The sequence below is a fragment of the Cohnella hongkongensis genome, from assembly GCF_042654645.1.
GTDB classification, from domain to species: domain Bacteria; phylum Bacillota; class Bacilli; order Paenibacillales; family Paenibacillaceae; genus Cohnella; species Cohnella hongkongensis.
In genome coordinates, this window is sequence record NZ_JBHSEP010000002.1 from 292,704 (window position 1) to 311,789 (window position 19,086).

Below are 19,086 nucleotides of genomic sequence, written 5' to 3' on the forward strand. Positions count from 1 at the left end.
GCCGACTTCCCGCGCGCGGCTGCAGCGGCGCTTTAATACTTCCGGTCCGGCAGCGCCGCCTTCGCTTGCTCGGAAGTAAACGTCGTCTCCTCCGTCACGACGCGCTGAGGAATTTCCGTGCCTGCCAGCACGTCGCGAACCGCCTGCATCAGTTGAGGTCCCAGCAACGGATTACATTCCACGATAAAGTTGATTTTGCCTTCGCTGGCGGCAATCATGCCGTCCTTGACCGCATCTACCGAGATAATGACGATGTCTTTGCCCGGAACGAGACCGGCCGCTTCGATCGCCTGGATGGCGCCCAGCGCCATGTCGTCGTTGTGGGCGTACAGCACGTCGATGTCCTTATGCGCCTTGAGGAACGCCTGCATGACTTCCTTGCCTTTGGCGCGCGTGAAGTCCCCGGTCTGAGAAGCGATGACCTTCAGCTTGCCGTTCGACTTGATGACTTCCTCGAAGCCTGCTTTGCGGTCGTTGGCCGGAGCGGAGCCTGTCGTTCCTTGAAGCTCGACGATGTTCACGTCCTCTTGGGCATCCTTGTATTGGTCGACCAGCCATTGGCCGGCTTTGCGTCCTTCCTCCACGAAGTCGGAGCCGATGAACGTTTTGTACAGCGTCGTATCCTTGGAATCGACCGCGCGGTCCGTCAGAATGACCGGGATGCCCGCGTCCTGCGCTTCCTTCAGCACGGTATCCCATCCGGATTCAACGACCGGCGAGAAAGCGATAACGTCAACCTTCTGCTGAATGAACGTGCGGATCGCCTTGATCTGGTTCTCCTGCTTCTGCTGCGCGTCGGAAAACTTGAGCTCGAAGCCCGCTTCCGCCGCGGATTCCTTAATCGAATTCGTGTTGGCCGTTCTCCAGCCGCTCTCCGCGCCGACCTGGGAGAAGCCGAGCACGATTTTCTTGCCGGCCGCCGGCGGGCTCGCCGCGGCGCTTTCCGACGCCTGGGCGGCTGGGCTGGAAGGAACGGCGCTCGGGCTCGGGCTGCCTCCGTTATCCTTGTTACTTCCGCAAGCTGCGGCAAACAGCATTAAAGAAGCCAAAACCAACGATGCGCCCCGCTTTTTCTTTCCGATCATCCGATGACACCCTTTCCGTTTAGTTCGCCAACGAGCGGCGTGAGCTCATTATAAGGCGCTTGCAGGGCGCGCTTATACGGAGAAACGCCGCCTTATTTTGCATTTTTATGGGATGTACGGACAAGAATTCGGACAATGTTGCGTTTTTTTGTTCAAAAGGTAGAGATAATCTTCACGTTGGCCGGGAGCGATCCACGAAAGTCATTTTTTTTGCTATAGTAGATTCATCATTGAACGACTTCCTAAGGAAGGAACCTGCAAATGAACGTCGTTCGGACGATCGCCTCCAGCTTGCGAGCCAAGCTGCTGACCATGTTCGTCATCTTAACCTCGATCCCTCTCGTCGCGGTCGGACTCGTCTCCTACCAGAAATCGTTCTCGACCGTATCCGCGCACAGCAAGGCGGCCACGATGCTCGTCGCCGACCGGCTCGCGAGGGACGTCGACATTCTGTTCCAGGACACGGAGCGGCTGCTTGAGCTGGAGAATAACCCCCAGGTGCTTCGCTTCCTGTTCTCGCACAGCGAAACCTACGACGACGCGAAGTTTATTTTGCAAACATTCGATCTCTACCGCAAAACGTACAAATATGAAAGCGTCCTCAACATGACGATGATCAATCTGTACGGCAGAGGGATCAGCGACCGTCGGGGAGTATTCCAGCTGGATTACAACCCGCTGCGAAATCCCCGGTTCGCGCAGCTGATGAACGACCCGGACGAGGTGCTTATCGTCCCTCCGGCGAACGCCTCCGACCTGGATCGGCTGGACGGCTTCCTGTACCCGGATCGCAACGTCATTACGATGCTGGCCGCCGTCAAGCAGCAGATTACCCATGAGGTGATCGGCTTTATCGTCATCGATCTGGACGATTCGGTCGTCGAAAGCTATGCGGACAGCGCCTCGATCGGCAAGACGGGCTATTTCTATGTCGTGGACGATCAGGGAGCTCCCCTGTTCGCTCCCCCCTCCCTTGAACGCTCCGGCATTCCTTTCCGCCCTGCGGAGCTCGGAGCGCGAATGGTCGCGGACCGGGACAGCTTCGTCGATTCGGCAGGAGATCAGCCGTCGTTCGTCGTATTCGCCACCTCGCAAGCGACCGGCTGGAAAATCGTCGGCAGCGTCCCTTTGCGGGAGATCGTAGAAGACGCCAATCGGATTCGGCAGCTCATTATCGTCAGCGTCGCGCTCAGCATCATTTTCACAATTACGCTGTACTTCTTCATCACCTCGCGCCTGACGCGCCCGATCCAGCTGCTGAAGAGCAAGATGCGCCAAGCCGCCTCCGGCTATCTCGACGCCAAAGTCAAGCCCAGCGGCCAAGACGAAATCGCCGATCTCGGAACGAGCTTCAATACGATGATCGAGAAAATCAAAATGCTGCTCGAGCAAAGCATCCGCGAGCAGGAGCATTTGCAGAAAGCCGAGCTGCGAACGCTCCAGGCGCAGATTAACCCTCATTTTCTGTATAACACGCTGGATTCGATCGTCTGGATGGCCGAAGCCGGCAAGAACGAGGAAGTCATCCAGCTCGTGCAGGCGCTGTCTCGTCTTTTTCGCATCAGCCTGAACAAGGGGCGGGATTGGATCTCCATCAAGATCGAACTCGACCACGTGCAAAGCTACCTGTTTATTCAGAAGATGCGGTACCGCGACATTCTGGATTATGAGATCGAGGTCAGCCAGGAGCTGCAAGTGTTCCCGATTTTGAAAATGACGCTGCAACCGCTGGTGGAGAACGCGCTGTATCACGGGATCAAAAACAAAAGGGGACAGGGGCTCATCCGCATCGGAGCGTTCGTCGAACAGGTTCAGGACATCGTCCTGTTCGTCGAGGATAACGGCGTGGGCATTCCCGGACACAGGCTGGAAGAAATCCGCAGGCAGCTCGACGCTCCCAGAGAGCTCGAGCATGACGACGAAGCGGAACAGGACGGACGGAATATCGGCTTCGGCTTGGCTAACGTCCATCAGCGGCTGAAGCTGTATTTCGGAGAGCGGTACGGGCTTACCCTCGACAGCGCGGAAAACGAAGGCACCCGCGTCAGCGTTCGTATACCGAAGAAATAGGAGGAGTCGCGATGAAAAAGGTGATGCTCGTCGACGACGAAATCGTCATCCGGGAGAACATCAGAGACTGCGTCCAATGGGAACGGGAAGGGTTTATCTACTGCGGGGACGCTTCGGACGGAGAAGTCGCGCTTCCGCTCATCGAGAAGTGGGAGCCGGACATTCTGATCACCGACATCAAAATGCCGTTCATGAACGGGCTCGAGCTCAGCTCGATCGTCCGCAAGCGCTGGCCGAATACGAAGATCGTCATCCTGAGCGGACACGACGAATTCGGCTATGCGCGCTCGGCTCTCCAAATCGGCGTAGAAGAGTACTGCCTGAAGCCCGTCCGTTCGCTGGACCTGATCAAGCTGCTGCATGCGGTCGGAGACAAGATCGACCGGGAGCGGCGGCTGCGCGAGGAACGGGCCTGCACCCCCGAGAAGCTGTTCGGCGATCTGTGCGGCGGGCTGATCTCGGCTCCGGAAGCGCTGGAGATCGCTTCGAAGCTGTCGCTGAATCTGCTCGCCTCCGTCTATGCGGTGCTGATCTGCGATCTGAGGGGACTGAATCAGCAGGGCTATACGGACTCCGTCTCCGTCGCGCAGGCCGAGCGGCTTCTCGACGAGCGCCTGGCGGTGGCGGCGGAAGGCTGGCGCTATAAGCGCAGCCGCACGGAGAGGGTCTGGATTCTGAAGAGCGCTTCGGCGGTGCAGCTGGAACAGACGATCGCGCGTATCCGCGACCGGATCATTCCCTTGTTCGACAACGATCCGGTCCCTGTCGTCTTCGGGATCGGCAGCGTGCAGGACCGGCTGCAGGGCATCCACGTCTCTTTCCTGGAGGCAGAGGAGGATCGCAATCTTCGCCGGCTGTCATCCGCGAACCGCAGAGATCTGTGGCACACGGCCGGCAGCTCGGCGGAAGCGACGACCGTCTATCTCGACAGAGCGCGGTTCATCGAGTTCCTGCGCCTGGGGACGCCTTCCGAGGCACGCGATTTCGTCAGGACTTTCGCCGATGGTTTGAAGGGAATCGATTGGCAGGCGTCGCTCTACGGATACTATCTGCTGAACGAGATCGTGCTGGAAGCCGTTCAGGAGGCGAAGAAGACGTTCCGGTCAGGCGAGATTGCGGACGATTCCGTCTCGGCCCTGCAGGCCGGCATTCGCGGAATCGGCTGCTGGGAAGAGGCGTGCCTGTTTCTGGAGGAGCTGCTCGGCAAGCTTTGGGCTTGGCGCTCGGAAGCGGCCAGCCGTTACGGGGAAATCATCGCCGCCGCTCAGACCTACATCCGCCGCGAGTACGCCAACGACCGGTTATCGCTGCAAGACGCCGCAGAGCACGTGAAGGTCAGCCCCAGCCATCTGAGCAAGGTGTTCAGTCAGGAAACAGGCCAGACGTTCATCGAATTTCTGACGCAAACCCGCATTCGCAAAGCGATGGAGCTGCTGCGGACGACCAACGACAAATCGTACGAGATCGCCTATCGGGTCGGCTACAACGATGCGCACTATTTTTCCAATCTGTTCAAGAAAATGACGGGCATGACGACCCGGGAATTTCGCCGTCAGGGCGTTCCCGGAGCGACCGCCGCGGAAGGGGATGGCGATGGCGACAACGACCGAACGGCTTAACCGGAAGCTCCCGCTCCTGCTCACTCTCCTTCTGTTCGCGGCGATCGCCGCGATCGGAGGATGCCGCGGAGAGACGCTGCCGGCGGAGCCAGGCGCTTCCGCCCGTCCCTCCTCGCCGTCGGCTGCGAAACAGACGCATACTTTCGGCATCATCTATCCGATGATGCATTCCTTTTACGAGACGATAACGCGTTCCGCGGAGGAAGCGGCGGCGAAGATCGGCGTGCGTCTCGTCGTCAAAGCTCCGGGGGAGGCGAATCTGGAGCAGCAAATCCGGATGATGGAGACGCTGATCGTCCAGCGGGTCGACGGCATCGCGATCGCTCCGATCGACGCCGACGCACTCGCCCCGCTGATCGACAAGGCCGTCGACAGCGGCATTCCCGTCATTTGCTTCGAATCCGACTCCCCGGACAGCAAACGGCTGGCGTACGTAGGCGGCAGCAATCCCGACGCGGGAAGGAAAATGGGAGAGCAGCTGAACGAGCGGCTTAAAGGCAAAGGAATGATCCTCGTGGAGACGGGAATGCCCCGAATGCGAAGCTTGAACGAGCGGCTGGAGGGCCTGCTCGCCTACTTGAACGAGCGCACAGACATCCAGGTGCTCGAGGTCCGTTATCACGAAGGCAACGAAGCTCGGGCGCTGCAGGATCTGGAGGAGATGCTCGACGCGCATCCCCACTTCGACGCCTTCGTCGGGCTCGATGCCGTGTCCGGCTCTGCTTCGATTCTCGTCTGGAAAGCCAAGGGCTTGTCGCGGTACGCCTTAACGATCGGACTAAGCCCTCAGCACCGGGAAGGGCTGCGCAACGGACAGCTAACCGCAGTGCTGTCGCAGCAGGAAGAGGAGTGGGGGCGCCGTATCGTGGAGACGCTGGAGGCGGCGGCTCAAGGCCGCGCGATCCCTTCGTTCGGCGACGCGGAGATCGAGGTGTTCCAGTCGTAATCGCGCCGTTAGCCGGGCGCGTTCTTTCCGCGCCCGGCCCGGTGATTTCCAATGCGCCGCCTTAAGCCAAATTGATCTCCCTGATTTTCTCCAACGGAATTTTCGGCTTGCGGTCCTCCGTCAGAAGACCGTTGATTTCCTGCTGAACGTCTGTAAGCTGCGTGTAGCAGTAGCCGCAGATGTACTCCTTGCTCTTGATCGACCGCGTCAGCCCTTCAAACCGCTTCAGGAACTCTTCGCCCGAAGCCACCTGGCGGCCATAGCCCCAACCCTTGTCGGATTGGTAGGCGATCCCGCCGTATTCGGTTATCATGATCGGTTGCCCGCGGTATTCGTAGCCTTCGGCAAACGCGAATTTCCATTGATTGCAGCCCGTTTCGTTGCTCACGATCGCTTCTTTGCTCTTGTACTGCCGCTCGAAGCCTTCGCCGGTCTCGACGTAATTATGCAGTGTCAAAATATCCGATACGGTATGCTCCCAGCCGTCGTTCGTAATGACCGGACGGTGCGGATCGATCGATTTGGTCAGATGATAGATGCCCTCGGTAAATTTCTGCTGTCTCTTGTCGCGAAGGACGTTCTGAATGCCCCATGACTCGTTGAACGGGACCCATGTCACAATGCTGGGATGATTGTATTGCTGCAGGACGATCTCGAGCCATTCCTTCGAGAAAGCTTCGATCGCCCGATCGTTGAACTCGAACGTAGCCGCCATCTCGGACCAAACCAGAAGCCCCTTCACGTCGCACCAATAGAGGAATCGCTCGTCCTCGATTTTCATATGCTTGCGCACCCCGTTGTAGCCCATTTCCAGCATCTTGTCGATATCCTCGATGAGCGCCTCCTCGCTTGGCGGCGTCAGATGGGTATCCGTCCAGTAGCCCTGGTCCAGAATCAGCCTTTGATAGATCGGCACGTTGTTCAGCAGCACTTGGCCGTTCTCGATCGACACCTTCCTCATTCCGAAATAGGAAAACACTCGGTCAGCCACCCGACCGTCCGCGTACAGGACGAATTCCACATCGTACAGATTCGGGCGCTGAGGCGACCAGAGGCTTCTTTTCCATGGACCGTTCGATTCGTGCGTCAAGTCGACCGCCACCGTCAGGCTCGGACGGTCCACCGCCAGACTCACCCGCTTCACCGGTTTGCCTTTCAGCGTTACGATTGCTTCCAGCCTCAACTCCCTGCCCGCTTCCGCTCCGTGAACCTGATAGTCGAAACGAATCGTATTGCGGTCGACGTCCGGCGTCATTTTGACCGCGTCCAGCCGCTCCTCCTCCACGTACTCCAGCCATACCGTCTGCCAGATGCCCGTCGTCTGCACGTAGAAGCATTCGAAATTATCCCGGGTCCAGCGCTGCTTGCCCCGCGGTTGAGCGCAGCTGTCGCTGTCCTCCGCCTTCACCGTAATCCGATTGTCCGCTCCGAATGCCAGGTAAGGCGTAATGTCAAAGGAAAAAGCCGCGTATCCACCCTGGTGGCTGCCCGCCATCGTACCGTTCACCCACACCTTGGCAGCGTAATCGACCGCCTGAAAATGCAGGATCGCCCGTTTCCCTTCCGCTTCGCGCGGAACGGCCACCGCTCTATCGTACCAAACCCGGGGATGAAACTCCTCCAGTCCGATGCCGCTTGCCTTCGTCTCATAGGTGAAAGGTACGGTAATCTTATGCGTTCCTTCGAATGTCTCCTGCCACTTCTCCGCCTCGCCCACATTGAGATCATCGAAGCGGAAGCTCCATTCGCCGTTCAAGTTCAACCAATTCTCGCGCACGAATTGGGGCCTGGGATAATCTTTGATATAAGCTTTCGTCGTCATGCCTTGCCTCCCGTTGCATTCCCTGCCTTGAATTCAATCGCGTATACGGAAAACGGGCGCAGGGTAACGCCGTCCCGCCAAGCCGCCGCCGGAACTTCCCGCGTCGTGCAGACGATTCGATCCGGTTCGATTGCCGAATTAATCTCTTCGAAGGAATCTCCCGTAATTTCGTAGAGAACCGCGTCCCCGGAAGCCTCGAAATCTCGCAGGTTCAGCTCCGCCTTGACCTTCTGCAGGCTGCGGTTCACGATAAACACGGTAACGACGCTCCCGTCGTCGTTCGCGCAGGCCGCGACGTCCAAATCCGGCAGCGCGTCGAGCGGGATCGGCGCCGGCCTATGCGACCGGACCGAGAAGGTGCCGCAGTCGGCATCTGCGGGAAGTATCCGCCGGACGTTCCGCCCCGCATACAGCTTCAGCACCTCATAGGTCGGCGTCCCGTATACGGCAAGGGGCTGCCCGCTCCAGCCCGGCAGCTTGCCCCGGTACTGATCGGCGTAATAATCTCCTACGCGGATGCAGCCTCCGAGCCAGCCGTTCACCAAGTCGGAGAAGCTGCCGATCTCGACCCTGTCGCTGCCGCGGAGCATCTCGTTCAGGTTGGCGGCGTTGGCGACCGCGGCTCCGAGCGTATGCTCGTCCGGCAGCCCTTTGCGGATCGTGTTCGGGTAGTACATCGTATTGTACTCGGTGATCGCCAGCTTCACGTGGCTTGTCTTCGCATCCCTGCGGATGTTCTCCGTCGTCCTCCGGATGTCTTCCCGCGTCCACTCCGAGAACGCCGCCATCGCTTTGTAGCGCTCCTCGGCCGGAGTGTTCCGGTCCATGCCGAAACGTCCGAGACCATGATACAGATGCAAGGTCAAATACTCGAAATGCTCGCCCGCGATATCCAGCACCGCCTTGTTCCATTCCTGATCGAAATGGCCGCAGGCCAGAAGGACGATGGACGGGTCGGCCGCCTTCATCGCCCGGGCGAAGCTTACGCAGCGTTCGGCGAATTGCTCCGCGGTGCACGTTCCGACCTGCCACTGTCCCCACACCTCGTTGCCGATTTCCCAGTACCGAACGTTGTAAGGCTCGGGATGACCGTTCGCGGCCCGTCGCGCGCCCATTGGCGTATCGACGCCCCCGTTGCAGTATTCGATCCATAACGCGGCTTCTTCCGGCGTGCCGGAGCCGTCGTTCACGCTGATGAGCGGCTCTACCCGCAGCTCCCGGCAAAACTGGATGAACTCGTCCGTGCCGAAATACTTGCTCGTCCATCCGCCCCAGGCTTCGTTGTACATAACCGGCCTTTCGAGAACGGGGCCGACGCCGTGCTCCCAATGGTACGCGCTGATATAGTTGCCGGAGATTCGCATCATGCCGGCGTTCAGCGGACGCGCCATCTCGATCACTTCGCGCTTCACGAAGCCGGCGCTGTCCTCAGGCAGCAGAGAGACGTGATCGAGCCAGAGCATGCCGGTAGACACATGATCGACCCATCTCGGGTGCTCCTCCGGAACGTAGACTCGTATTTCCGCGTCGGAGCAAGCGCGGGAGACGGGCAGCCGCGCTTCGTATTCCCGCCAGTTATGGCTCGCGAGCTCGATGCGCGTTCGGCCCAGCAATTCCCCGGTGCGCCGGTCCGCCGCTTCGACGTACAGGAATTCAAGCTCGACGGAAGCACGCGCGACCACCTTAACCGCATAATCGACCGGCCCCTTCAACGCCGCTGTCTGCGCGACGCCGGCATAAGCCTCGTCGTCGCTCTGTATTCGAACGCGTTGGGCTCGGCCGGAATGTCTCGGGGCCGGCGCTTCAAGCGCATACTGCGTATTTCTCCCGTTCGTATAAGGACGCCAGCTTCCCGAAACCTCGATTTTCGTAACCGATTCGCTTTCGAAATCCATATCCTTTAAAGGAAAAGCGAGCATCGCATCCATATGATCCCGGATATCCTCTACGAAATGCCCGAACAGATAAGGGTTGACCGTATGCCCGCTCGGAGCGCCGGCGTCTACGGTAATCGTCGCTTGTTTCGCCATTTTTCATCCTACCTCCGCTTCGTCTATACTTACTGGATGGGGGATTTCCTCGACCTTCGGATGGGAAAAGTCCGGTTTCAGTCCCCACTTTTCCTTCAAATTTTTCTGAAATCGCAAGGCTCGCTCGCTAACCTTCTCGGGATCGCATAGTTGACGAAGCCTCTCCTCACATGATACCAGAACCTCTCTCAGCATCGGCGAGCCTTCGGCGGCAGGAACCAGATCGTTCTTCTCCTCCGGATCTTCCTCCAAATTAAAAAGCTGAGGAGCATATCCGACATAGTAGACGAATTTCCATTGTCTCCAGCGAATCATATACATGCCTGTAGGAACACCGTGCGCGTGATATTCGCTGAATGCAAAATCCGGCCGAACCGGGTCCGCATCCCCTCGTGCCAAAGGAAGCAAGGAGCTCCCGGCAGCATTCGTTGGAGCCGCCATCCCTCTCGCATCGCAAATCGTCGGGAAAATATCAACGAGACTGACAGGCGCGTCAACGACTGAGCCTTTCTTGACTCCCGGCCCTTTCAGGATGAGCGGAACATGCACCGATTCCTCGTACATACAGCATTTCCACCACAAGCCATGATGCCCCAATTGTTCTCCATGATCGCTCGTATAGATGATGAGCGTATCCTCTTCCATTTCCAGTTCCTTTAACTTATCCCAGATGGCTCCGACGTTCTCGTCCAATCGGGCAGTTAGCGCATAGTAACCGATATGAGCCTTCCGAACGAGCGAGTCTACGGCATAGTCGCCGCGAAAATGATTTCTTAATTGGCGAAGGGGCTCATTTAATTTGGTGAAAGGTCCTTTCGCGGTTTCAGGGATATCGGTAACGAGCGGTTCATATTGATCCCATCTTTCCTTCTCGGCGAAGAAAGGAAAGTGCGGATCCATAAATCCGACATACAGCACCCAGGGTTGAGACCCGCCCTTTCGGCTTTCCAACCAAGCCAGCGCTTTGTCTCGGACTTTGTCGTCGAAACACTCTCCATCCCGATAGCCCATGAGATCAAACCGCTTTTCAAGACCGATATCAATTCGTTCGCCCCGAAAACAACTTTCCACTTGCGCATGCACGCGCGGGACGGACATTGTCGCATCAAGGCCTTCGTAGATCCCATTCGGATGCAGATCAAGCTTCCCGAACGAAGTCATGGACTCCCCATGCGCATGCAAATGCTGGGATATCCCGGTTAATCGGCCGTCGTAGGGGGTTGCATTATCCCATGTGCCGAGCTCATGCACGTATCGGCCTGTGAAAAAACTGGCTCTCGCTGGCGTACACAAGGGACTTGGCGTATAACAGTTGGAAAACAGGGCGCCTTCTTGCGCCAACCGGTCTAATACAGGCGTCTTGACGATCGGATGTCCCGCGCAACCCATCGCTTGATGGGAATGCTCGTCGGACATAATCACGAGTACGTTCAACTTCAAATCCCCCAATTCGAATTACCCTTTGATCGATCCGATCATGACCCCTTTGACGAAGTGCCTCTGCACAAACGGATACATGATCAAGACCGGCAAGCTGGATACAAGGATCACGGCATACTTGATGCTCTCGGCAAGCAGAATCTTGTCCTCGAGTCCGACATTGGCGCCGTCTTCCGCGACGGATTGGCTGATCAGCAATATTTCGCGCAACACCAACTGAAGCGGAAAAAGCGCTTCATCGCGAATATAGATCAAGGCGCCAAAAAATGAATTCCAATGGCCTACCGCGTAGAACAGCACCATGACCGCGATGATGGGTTTTGACAGGGGCAAAATAATGCTCGTCAACAGCCGCCAGTTAGAGCATCCGTCAATATGCGCGGCTTCTTGCAGTTCCCACGGTATGCTGGATTGGAAATACGTCCGCATGACGATCAGATTGTAGGTGGCGATGGCGCCGGGCACGATGAGCGCCCACATCGTATTAACCATGCCCAGGTCCTTGACCAGCAGATAAGTCGGAATCAGTCCGCCGCTGAAGAACATCGTGAGCGTAATGATCAGCATGATGAAGCCGCGTCCCGGAAGGTCCGGTCTGGACAGCGGGTAAGCCGCGAGTATCGTCATGATCAGATTGACGAAAGTGCCGATCACGGTATACAGGATCGTATTGCGGTAACCGATCCAGATTTTCTCGTTATGCAGAATATTCGCGTAGGCATTCAGGTTGAAGCCCTTCGGCAGCAGCCACACCTCCCCAGCCAATACCTTCGTCGGGTCGCTGAATGAAGCGCTGACGATGAAGATCAACGGATACAAGACGACAACGATTATCACCGCAGCAACGGCGTATATAATCGCGTCGAACACCCGATCGTCCGACGATCGGCTTATGGTCGTTTCATTGGTCATAGCGGCATCTCCCCTCCCTCACCATAAGCTCGTCTCCGACGTTTTCCGGGCGAACCGATTGACTAGCAGCAACAAGATCAGATTGATGGCGGAATTGAACAGTCCGATCGCGGCCGTATAGCTATATTCGCCCTTTAGAATACCGGTGGTGTAGACGAATGTAGAAATGACGTCGCTGGATTCAATATTCAGATTGTTCTGCATCAACAGGATTTTCTCGAATCCGATGTTCATAAAGTGGCCGACATCCAGGATGAGCAAGATGACGATAACCGGAATGATGCCCGGCAGCGAAACGTGCCAGATGCGGCGCATTCGCGAGGCTCCGTCTATTTTCGCGGCTTCGTACAGGTCCGGGTTGACCCCGGCGAGCGCCGCGATGTAGATAATCGACTGCCACCCCATGCTCTGCCAAATATTCGAGCCGATATAGATCGTCTTGAACCACCCGGCGGATTGCATAAATTCGACGGGCGAACCGCCCAGAGCTTCGATCAGCTTATTGACGGGGCCGGTCGACGCGGAGAGGAAGACGGTCAGAATGCCCACGATGACGACGACTGAAATAAAATGCGGCATATACGTTATATTTTGCAGCAGCTTACTGTACCTTCTGCTGCGGATTTCCGTGACGATAAGCGCCAGCAGGATCGGAATCGGGAAAGCGATGAGCATCGAAAATAAATTGATGGTGAGCGTATTCCATAACAGCCTGCCGAAATAATAGGAATCGAAAAATCGTTCGAAATGATCGAAACCGATCCAACTGCTGCCTAGAATGCCTTTGCCCGGGTTGAAGTTTTTGAATGCGATCTGCAGGCCGTATAACGGACCGTAATGGAAAATTAAATACCAGGCGACCGGCAGCAGCAGCATCAAATACAAATCATACCGCTTGGCCATCTGCTTCAACAGGCGCCTGCCTCGGTTGTCGCCGATGAGCGTCTGAGGGGCTCCCGTATCTCCACGCGCGCTTTCCATAAAAATCTGCTCCTTGTTCGGAACCCGCGACTTGCATATCGGGATTCCGTTTTTAGCCGGAGCGCCCGGAAGGGTGGTCATCTTTCCGGGCGCTTCGATTAGCCGGCTCGATTATAGCCAAGTAGGCCATCGTTATTTTACAGCTTTGTCGAAGGCTTCCTGGTAAATCTTCTGCAGTTCTTCCAACCCCATCTTTTTCATGGTGCTTTGGAACTCTTCCCATTTGTCGAAGCTGAGAGCCCCCGCGATGAATTTCGTGCTTTGCTCTTCGTAATACTTATCGATGTCGTTGCGCAGGATATTGACTTGCTGCGCCGTTTCCTCATCGAACATAGGCGGGCCGTACTTCACCTCAGGCATAAACGGATCCAGCGTTTTCTGCGCTTCCTGGACCAGCGGCGGGTTGATGTAGGAAGCCACTTTTTCGCTGATGATGTGAGGCGCTCCGCCGCCGGCGTAAGGCGTGATCTTCGCCTGTTCGCCGTCCACCGCAAGGAACTCTTCCCTATAATGCGGAATGCCGTCCCTTAGTTCATAATGCTCGCCTTCTCTGCCGAATCTCAGCATCGTCGAGCCTTCATCGCTGTAGAAGTAATCGATCCACCGCATCGTCGCTTCCGGATGCTTGTTCACGGAAGTGATGGCGAAAGCTCCGAAGTCCCGAGCGATCGGCGCCGCCTGAGCCTGCAGCCGGTCTCCATGCGGACCTGCCGGCGGCGCAATCCCGACATACTGGTCTTCCAGATTCCGGAAGTTGTTATTCGTCTGATCGAAGAAGAAACCTGCGTTGCCCGAGCCTTGCTTGGCCAGATACTCCGCTTCCTTAAAGTTAAAGATCGACGGGTCGAGCAGCTTTTCCGTATACAGCTTATTGAGATACTGCAGCATTTCCTTATCGCGATCGCTGCCCATCCAGATTTCTACTTTGCCGTCATTTATGTTGATGTTATAGCCGAGCTGCTGGTCCAGTCCGAACGAGCCGCTCATCATCGTGACTACGGACAGGCCGGCCCGGGCGGTCATCGGAATCTCGTCCTTCTCGCCGTTGCCGTTCGGATCCTGATCCCGGAAAGCGACCAGCGTCTCGTACAGCTCTTCGGTCGTCTCGGGCACTTTCAGGTTCAGCTTCTCCAGCCAAGCCTTGTTGATCCACTTCTTGTCCGTACGCGCCGCTCCCAGCGTGACAATGCCCGGAATCGCATAGATATGGCCTTCCGGCGTCGTAATGCCCGCCCGAATTTCCGGGTACTGATCCATTAACGCTTTCAGGTTGGGCGCGTATCGGTCGATCAAATCCTCCAACGGAATCAGTTGGCCGGCAGCCCCATAGCGGGTCGCTTCGAGCGGCGACAGGCCGGAGCGGTAGATGGCGTCAGGAAGCTCGTTCGACGCGAACAGCAAGTTCTTCCTCTCCGCGAAGCCGTCCGTCGGCGCTTCGATGAATTCCACCTGGATGTTGGTCATTTTCTCGTAATCCTGAAAGACGGGCATGTCCTTGAACGGACCGTTGACCGGCGCGATGCGGGTGAACATCTTGAGCTTGATCGGCTCCGGAACGATTGGAAACCCGCTCTCGCTAACGCCTGCGGACGAAGACGAGGGAGCGGCCGGGGGATCGTTCTCTTTGTTCTTCGAGTCGGAGCCGGAATTGCATCCGGCCAACACCAGACTCGCCGCGATCGCGAGACTGATCGCAGATCTCTTCCAATGTGTGCGCATAAAGCTGTGACCTCCACTTATCGATGATTCACCGACGGCCCATGTAAGCGTTTCCGTCAATGTGCGTTCATTATAAGTCACCGATGAAAGAGCAAAATTACAATAATATGACTATTTACTCCACATATTTTACGGTTTTATTGGCGGCCCAAGCTGTTGACGTACGCATGCGGGGTCATTCCGGTCGTTTCCTTGAACACCTTAAAAAAATAGTTGTACGTCCCGAATCCGACTTGATCGCTGATCTGCTTGACCGAATACTGGCCGCTTTCCAGCAGCTTGCGGCCCGCTTCGATACGCACCCGGTTCAAATATTCGGAGAAGGTCGAGTTCGTCTCTTCCTTGAAAATCCGGCTTAAATACGAAGGATTCAAGCCGACGTGCTTGGCCGCCAACTCCAGGGTGACGCTCTCCCGATACCGTTCGCGAACGTAGCGGATCGCTTGGGACACATGGCGGGAATACGATCCGCTCGCCCGCTGCCGCTTGAGCAGATTCAGCATCGCGGCATAATAATTCTGCATCCACCGCTCCAGCTGCCCGATCGCCGCGATCCTGCCGAGATCGTCGCGCGGGGGCAGCTCGTTCGGCTCGATTCGAGCCGGCGCCAGCCCTTCTTTAAACGCTTTATCGCTCACCTTTAGCAGCTCTCCGACAATGGCCTGCACGGTATGGGAATGAAACGGATAGCTGCGGAGAGAGGCGAAAATGGCGGCAAGCAGGCGCTGAATCGCTTCATGGTCCTGCCTCTCGACGGCCAGAAGCAGCAGCTTCTGCTCTTCGATCGACAACGAGGCGCGTTCTTCGAACAGGCCCGGTCCCGGGCGATCCAGCTTCCGTTGGGCGGAAGCGTAGCTCGCGGCGAGCTGCGGCAGACTTCCGCAGGCATGCCCGATCTCGCAGATGCATTTCAAGTTTAGGAACAGCTCCAGCGAATGACGCAGCTTGCTCATCTGTCTGTCGGCCTCGCTTGCGACGGCATGCTCGCTGCGTTCCTGAAAAGCGAACAGGACGATGAACCTTCCGTCCTCGACGTAAGCGGCCGTGCGCTCGCGAATGTCGCCCAAGCTCTGCTGAAGGATATCGACGGCCTGTTGAACCATCCGGTTCCTCTGCACGTCGCTGTACGACTCCGTCAACAGCAAGAAGGGAATGATCTGTACGACCGCGGCCACATAGCTTTTCGCATCGGGATACAGGCCGTGCCCGTCGGCATACGCCTCGAGCTCCTTGGCGGATTCCGGCTTGCCTCTGGCCAGATCGGAGACGATGTCGCGAAGGGCGGCCGGATCCAGACTCGCGCGCGCGGAAGGAGGCCTATGGAAGTTGCGGCTCTCTTGCCGCAAATCTCTCTCCGCCTTGTTCAACATCGAGATCAGGGCGGACTCGTCCAGCCGGTGCTTCAGAAGATAATCGAGGGCGCCGCTGTTCAGGCATTCCCGCACGTAGTCGTAATCGTCGTAGCTGCTGAGCATGAACGTCTTAATGTCCGGATAGCGGTCGCGGATCGTCCGGTTGAGCTCGACGCCGTTCGCGCCCGGCATATCCACGTCGATAATGACGACGTGAGGTCGGCTGCGTTCGATCATCTCCAATGCCATGCCGGCCGAATAGGCCTCCCCGGCCAACTGAAATCCATGCTTGTCCCAGTCCAGCAAATGTCGGAGATGGTGATGCGCCAACGGCTCGTCGTCAACCAGCAGCACTTGAAGCATTCGAGTTCACCTCTTTGGCAAAATTTCGGACTTCATCCTCATGGAGCTTGGGAAACCGGATGACCGCTTTCGTATACCGGCCAAGCTCGCTGAACAACCGGATGCCGTAAGGCTCGCCGTACATGCGAACGATTCGTTCATGCACGTTGCGAACGCCCATCCCGCTGAACCGCGACGACGCACCATCGTTTTCCGGCTTCAACAGAGCGTCTATCTGACTTTGCGTCATCCCCTCGCCGTTATCTTCCACTTCCAGGAAAAGATCGTTGCGCTCCCCGTAAACGCGGATGACGACGGTTCCTTCACGACCGGACCTTCCTATGCCGTGAATGACGGCATTTTCCACAAGCGGCTGCAGCGTCAACTTCAGCACCCGATGCTCCAGCAATGCCTCGTCCTCGATTCGGGTCGAGATCCGGATCGGCTCCATATACTTGTATTTCACGACCGAAACATAGCTGGATACGTACTCCAGCTCCTCTCGAACCGTAAGATACTCGTTGGAGTTGCCCAATACGGCTCTCATGAGCTCGATCAACGATCCGGACACCTCCTCGATATTGGGCACGCCGTTCAGCTTGGCCAAATACTTGATCGTGTTCAGAGAATTGTAGAGAAAATGAGGCCGAATCTGCGCTTGAAGCGCCGTGAGCTCCGCTTCCCGCTTCTTTTTCTCGCTGACCCGGATCCCTGCCATCAGACGCTTCAACTCCTCCACCATGCTGACGAATACGCGGTACAGTTCTCCGATCTCGTCTCTGGATTTGATTTCCGTCCGGGGGAACGATAAGTTCCCCGCTTTTACCTGCATCATCATCGATTTCAACCGTCTGATGTTCACCGTCGTCCGGAACGATACTTGCAAGGAACCCGTCAGAACGACGAGAAAGACGATGACCGAAACCTCGACCATCAGATTGCGCACTCGGGTCGATTCGCTGAGCAGCGAGTCCATCGGAACGAGAGCCAGCGTCGTCCACCCCGTATAATCCGATTGATGCCGCACGACGATATAGGGCTTGCCGTCCAGCTCCTGTTCTACCGAATGGGTCAGGCCCGCATGCTTCCGGTTCATGTCGTTAATCGTCGCCATCGAAGGACTGGCGTCGGGCGCGGTCTCCTCCGTCTGGTAGACGAACTCGTTCTGGGCGTCCAGAACGTACAGCAGGCTGTCCTTCGTCGGTCTCACGCCGAACGTTTTCTTAATAAATTCGTAGTCCAGATCCACCATGACGACGCCGATCGTCTCGCGATTATAACGAATCTCCCTGCCGACGGTAATGACGTTCATCTCTCCCGGAGGCTTGAAATAAGCATGACGGGACCCGTGGCTCAGCATGTAGGCCATCATCTCGGTGTCCAGAAACCGGCGATCCAGCCACGGTCCGCCGGAGAAGATGACCTTCCCGTTCAAGCCGACGACCGCCATCCTTGCAATATATGGCTTGTACGTGATCAATCCGGACAGAAATTCTTCCATTCGTTTCTGCTCCTGAAAGCCTTCGTAGCTGATCGGGTCGTTCGGGCTAAGCAGCGTATCAAGGACGGTCGTCTTGTTCGTCACCACCACCGTGTTCAGCCGATCGATTTCCTGGAGCATGATATTCAACGACTCGTCCGCCTGACGGATGCTGTCCGACACCGACGTCACGGCGTTTTTCTTGATGGTCGCGCTCATGTTGACGTAGACGATGGAAGTGACGGACACGATGGACAGCAGCGTCACGAGACCGAACGCGATAAATATTTTTCCTTGGATATTGAGTTTGGGGGTAAACCATCTTCGAAGCAGCATTGACGCCATGGGGAGGCCTCCTATCTTGAATGCGCTTGCAAAATGGACGGGAATTTAGCCTTAACTGCCTGTCGATCGAAGGGCTTGCGGGGAAACGCGGTAGTAGCTTTTGAACGCTCTCGTGAAGGTGTATACATTCGGATAGCCGAGGGAGAGGGCGATCTCCGTTACCGTCGCGTTCGTCTCCCGAAGCAGGCGGCTCGCTTTCTCCATACGAATTCTTTGGATGAACTTCATGGGCGATATTCCGATCTGCCTAGTAAACGTCTGGGTAAAATAGGAGCGATGAACCCCCGCGAAGTCGGCGACCTGCTGAACCGAGATTCCCTCCGATGCATGAAGCTCCATATATTCCAGGCATTCCTCGATCCATCCGGCGGGCTCCGACGAATAGACCGCTGCCGTATCCGGGATCAGATCGGCAAATAGGCCGCATACGAGACCGTGCAGCTCCAGCGCCGTCGACGGACTCCACCGGGCGCCGGCTTGCAGCGCTTGAATCGTTCTTTCGGCCGATTCCCGGACGCGGTCGTCGATCCGTTCTCTGCCGTACGGCTTGTCCGGGGTCAATCCGGCGAGCTCCAGCAGCGGCCGGACTCGGTCTCCATCCAGCGCGAGCCAGCTCATCCGAAGCGGCGCATCGGACGGAAGCATGCGATAATGATAGGTAAGGCCCGGGAAGAGACAGAACAGGTCGCCCTTCCGCAAATCCGCGTGCCGGTCTCCGTATTCGAGCCGAATCATCCCGTCTTGAACGAAGTGAAGGCTGTAGCATTCGATCCGCTTCGGTCCGACTTTATAATTCGGCTTGGCAAGGCTGCGACCGGCCCGAACCGGCCACAGTCTCCCGTCCCGGTCCAAGCTGCCGGGGGTATAATAAATAAATTCCGCGAACTCGTAATCGTACTCCTGCATCCCGTCTCCTCCTTCATCGACTTACCCAAGACAACAA

General features: G+C 57.0%; 13 protein-coding genes. 3 read left to right on the forward strand and 10 right to left on the reverse strand.

The features are described from left to right. Positions 1-32: 32 nt before the first annotated feature. Positions 33-1,085: an ABC transporter substrate-binding protein gene (locus ACFO3S_RS04555; protein WP_378092750.1), complete on the reverse strand. Its 1,053-nt coding sequence runs from the start codon at positions 1,083-1,085 to the stop codon at positions 33-35. A 261-nt stretch (positions 1,086-1,346) separates the two neighbouring features. On the opposite strand from ACFO3S_RS04555, the gene ACFO3S_RS04560 reads away from it, so the two are divergent. From ACFO3S_RS04560 to ACFO3S_RS04570, 3 genes are read left to right on the forward strand one after another with little or no spacing between them, the layout of a single operon-like run. Further along, positions 1,347-3,155, forward strand: a complete 1,809-nt coding sequence (locus ACFO3S_RS04560; RefSeq protein ID WP_378092753.1) for a sensor histidine kinase — start codon at positions 1,347-1,349, stop codon at positions 3,153-3,155. Between the two features lie 11 nt (positions 3,156-3,166). Further along, a complete protein-coding gene (locus tag ACFO3S_RS04565) occupies positions 3,167-4,774 on the forward strand; it encodes a response regulator (protein WP_378092755.1) in 1,608 nt (535 codons plus the stop codon). Then, positions 4,749-5,720: a sugar ABC transporter substrate-binding protein gene (locus tag ACFO3S_RS04570; protein WP_378092757.1), complete on the forward strand. Its 972-nt coding sequence runs from the start codon at positions 4,749-4,751 to the stop codon at positions 5,718-5,720. The genes ACFO3S_RS04565 and ACFO3S_RS04570 overlap by 26 nt, the downstream gene beginning before the upstream one ends. Positions 5,721-5,781: 61 nt before the next feature. On the opposite strand, the gene ACFO3S_RS04575 is transcribed toward ACFO3S_RS04570, so the two are convergent. From ACFO3S_RS04575 to ACFO3S_RS04615, 9 genes are all read right to left on the reverse strand, one after another. Continuing rightward, positions 5,782-7,542, reverse strand: coding sequence for a glycoside hydrolase family 2 protein (locus tag ACFO3S_RS04575; RefSeq protein ID WP_378092759.1), 1,761 nt, complete (start codon positions 7,540-7,542; stop codon positions 5,782-5,784). Then, positions 7,539-9,572 carry an alpha-L-arabinofuranosidase C-terminal domain-containing protein gene (locus ACFO3S_RS04580; protein ID WP_378092761.1) on the reverse strand — a complete coding sequence of 678 codons (2,034 nt, stop codon included), beginning with the start codon at positions 9,570-9,572 and terminating at the stop codon, positions 7,539-7,541. Before ACFO3S_RS04580 ends, ACFO3S_RS04575 begins: the two co-directional genes overlap by 4 nt. 3 nt (positions 9,573-9,575) lie before the next feature. Then, positions 9,576-10,994, reverse strand: a complete 1,419-nt coding sequence (locus ACFO3S_RS04585; RefSeq protein WP_378092763.1) for a sulfatase-like hydrolase/transferase — start codon at positions 10,992-10,994, stop codon at positions 9,576-9,578. 33 nt (positions 10,995-11,027) lie between these two features. Then, positions 11,028-11,924, reverse strand: coding sequence for a carbohydrate ABC transporter permease (locus ACFO3S_RS04590; protein WP_378092766.1), 897 nt, complete (start codon positions 11,922-11,924; stop codon positions 11,028-11,030). An 18-nt stretch (positions 11,925-11,942) separates the two neighbouring features. Beyond that, positions 11,943-12,905, reverse strand: a complete 963-nt coding sequence (locus tag ACFO3S_RS04595; RefSeq protein WP_378092768.1) for an ABC transporter permease — start codon at positions 12,903-12,905, stop codon at positions 11,943-11,945. Between the two features lie 132 nt (positions 12,906-13,037). Then, positions 13,038-14,624: an extracellular solute-binding protein gene (locus tag ACFO3S_RS04600; RefSeq protein ID WP_378092770.1), complete on the reverse strand. Its 1,587-nt coding sequence runs from the start codon at positions 14,622-14,624 to the stop codon at positions 13,038-13,040. A gap of 137 nt (positions 14,625-14,761) precedes the next feature. Further along, positions 14,762-16,339, reverse strand: coding sequence for a response regulator (locus ACFO3S_RS04605; RefSeq protein WP_378092772.1), 1,578 nt, complete (start codon positions 16,337-16,339; stop codon positions 14,762-14,764). After that, complete coding sequence (locus ACFO3S_RS04610; protein WP_378092774.1) at positions 16,317-18,143, reverse strand: sensor histidine kinase; 1,827 nt, start codon at positions 18,141-18,143, stop codon at positions 16,317-16,319. Before ACFO3S_RS04610 ends, ACFO3S_RS04605 begins: the two co-directional genes overlap by 23 nt. A 51-nt stretch (positions 18,144-18,194) precedes the next feature. Beyond that, a complete protein-coding gene (locus ACFO3S_RS04615) occupies positions 18,195-19,049 on the reverse strand; it encodes a helix-turn-helix transcriptional regulator (RefSeq protein WP_378092776.1) in 855 nt (284 codons plus the stop codon). Positions 19,050-19,086: the final 37 nt, after the last annotated feature.

What these genes read in the sequence shown, in the direction of transcription:
- ACFO3S_RS04600 (WP_378092770.1), bottom strand. Translation starts at nt 14,624, where the DNA reads ATGCGCACACATTGGAAGAGATCTGCGATCAGTCTCGCGATCGCGGCG.
- ACFO3S_RS04560 (WP_378092753.1), top strand. Translation starts at nt 1,347, where the DNA reads ATGAACGTCGTTCGGACGATCGCCTCCAGCTTGCGAGCCAAGCTGCTG.
- ACFO3S_RS04605 (WP_378092772.1), bottom strand. Translation starts at nt 16,339, where the DNA reads ATGCTTCAAGTGCTGCTGGTTGACGACGAGCCGTTGGCGCATCACCAT.
- ACFO3S_RS04570 (WP_378092757.1), top strand. Translation starts at nt 4,749, where the DNA reads ATGGCGACAACGACCGAACGGCTTAACCGGAAGCTCCCGCTCCTGCTC.
- ACFO3S_RS04610 (WP_378092774.1), bottom strand. Translation starts at nt 18,143, where the DNA reads ATGGCGTCAATGCTGCTTCGAAGATGGTTTACCCCCAAACTCAATATC.
- ACFO3S_RS04555 (WP_378092750.1), bottom strand. Translation starts at nt 1,085, where the DNA reads ATGATCGGAAAGAAAAAGCGGGGCGCATCGTTGGTTTTGGCTTCTTTA.
- ACFO3S_RS04565 (WP_378092755.1), top strand. Translation starts at nt 3,167, where the DNA reads ATGAAAAAGGTGATGCTCGTCGACGACGAAATCGTCATCCGGGAGAAC.
- ACFO3S_RS04615 (WP_378092776.1), bottom strand. Translation starts at nt 19,049, where the DNA reads ATGCAGGAGTACGATTACGAGTTCGCGGAATTTATTTATTATACCCCC.
- ACFO3S_RS04575 (WP_378092759.1), bottom strand. Translation starts at nt 7,542, where the DNA reads ATGACGACGAAAGCTTATATCAAAGATTATCCCAGGCCCCAATTCGTG.
- ACFO3S_RS04590 (WP_378092766.1), bottom strand. Translation starts at nt 11,924, where the DNA reads ATGACCAATGAAACGACCATAAGCCGATCGTCGGACGATCGGGTGTTC.
- ACFO3S_RS04595 (WP_378092768.1), bottom strand. Translation starts at nt 12,905, where the DNA reads ATGGAAAGCGCGCGTGGAGATACGGGAGCCCCTCAGACGCTCATCGGC.
- ACFO3S_RS04580 (WP_378092761.1), bottom strand. Translation starts at nt 9,572, where the DNA reads ATGGCGAAACAAGCGACGATTACCGTAGACGCCGGCGCTCCGAGCGGG.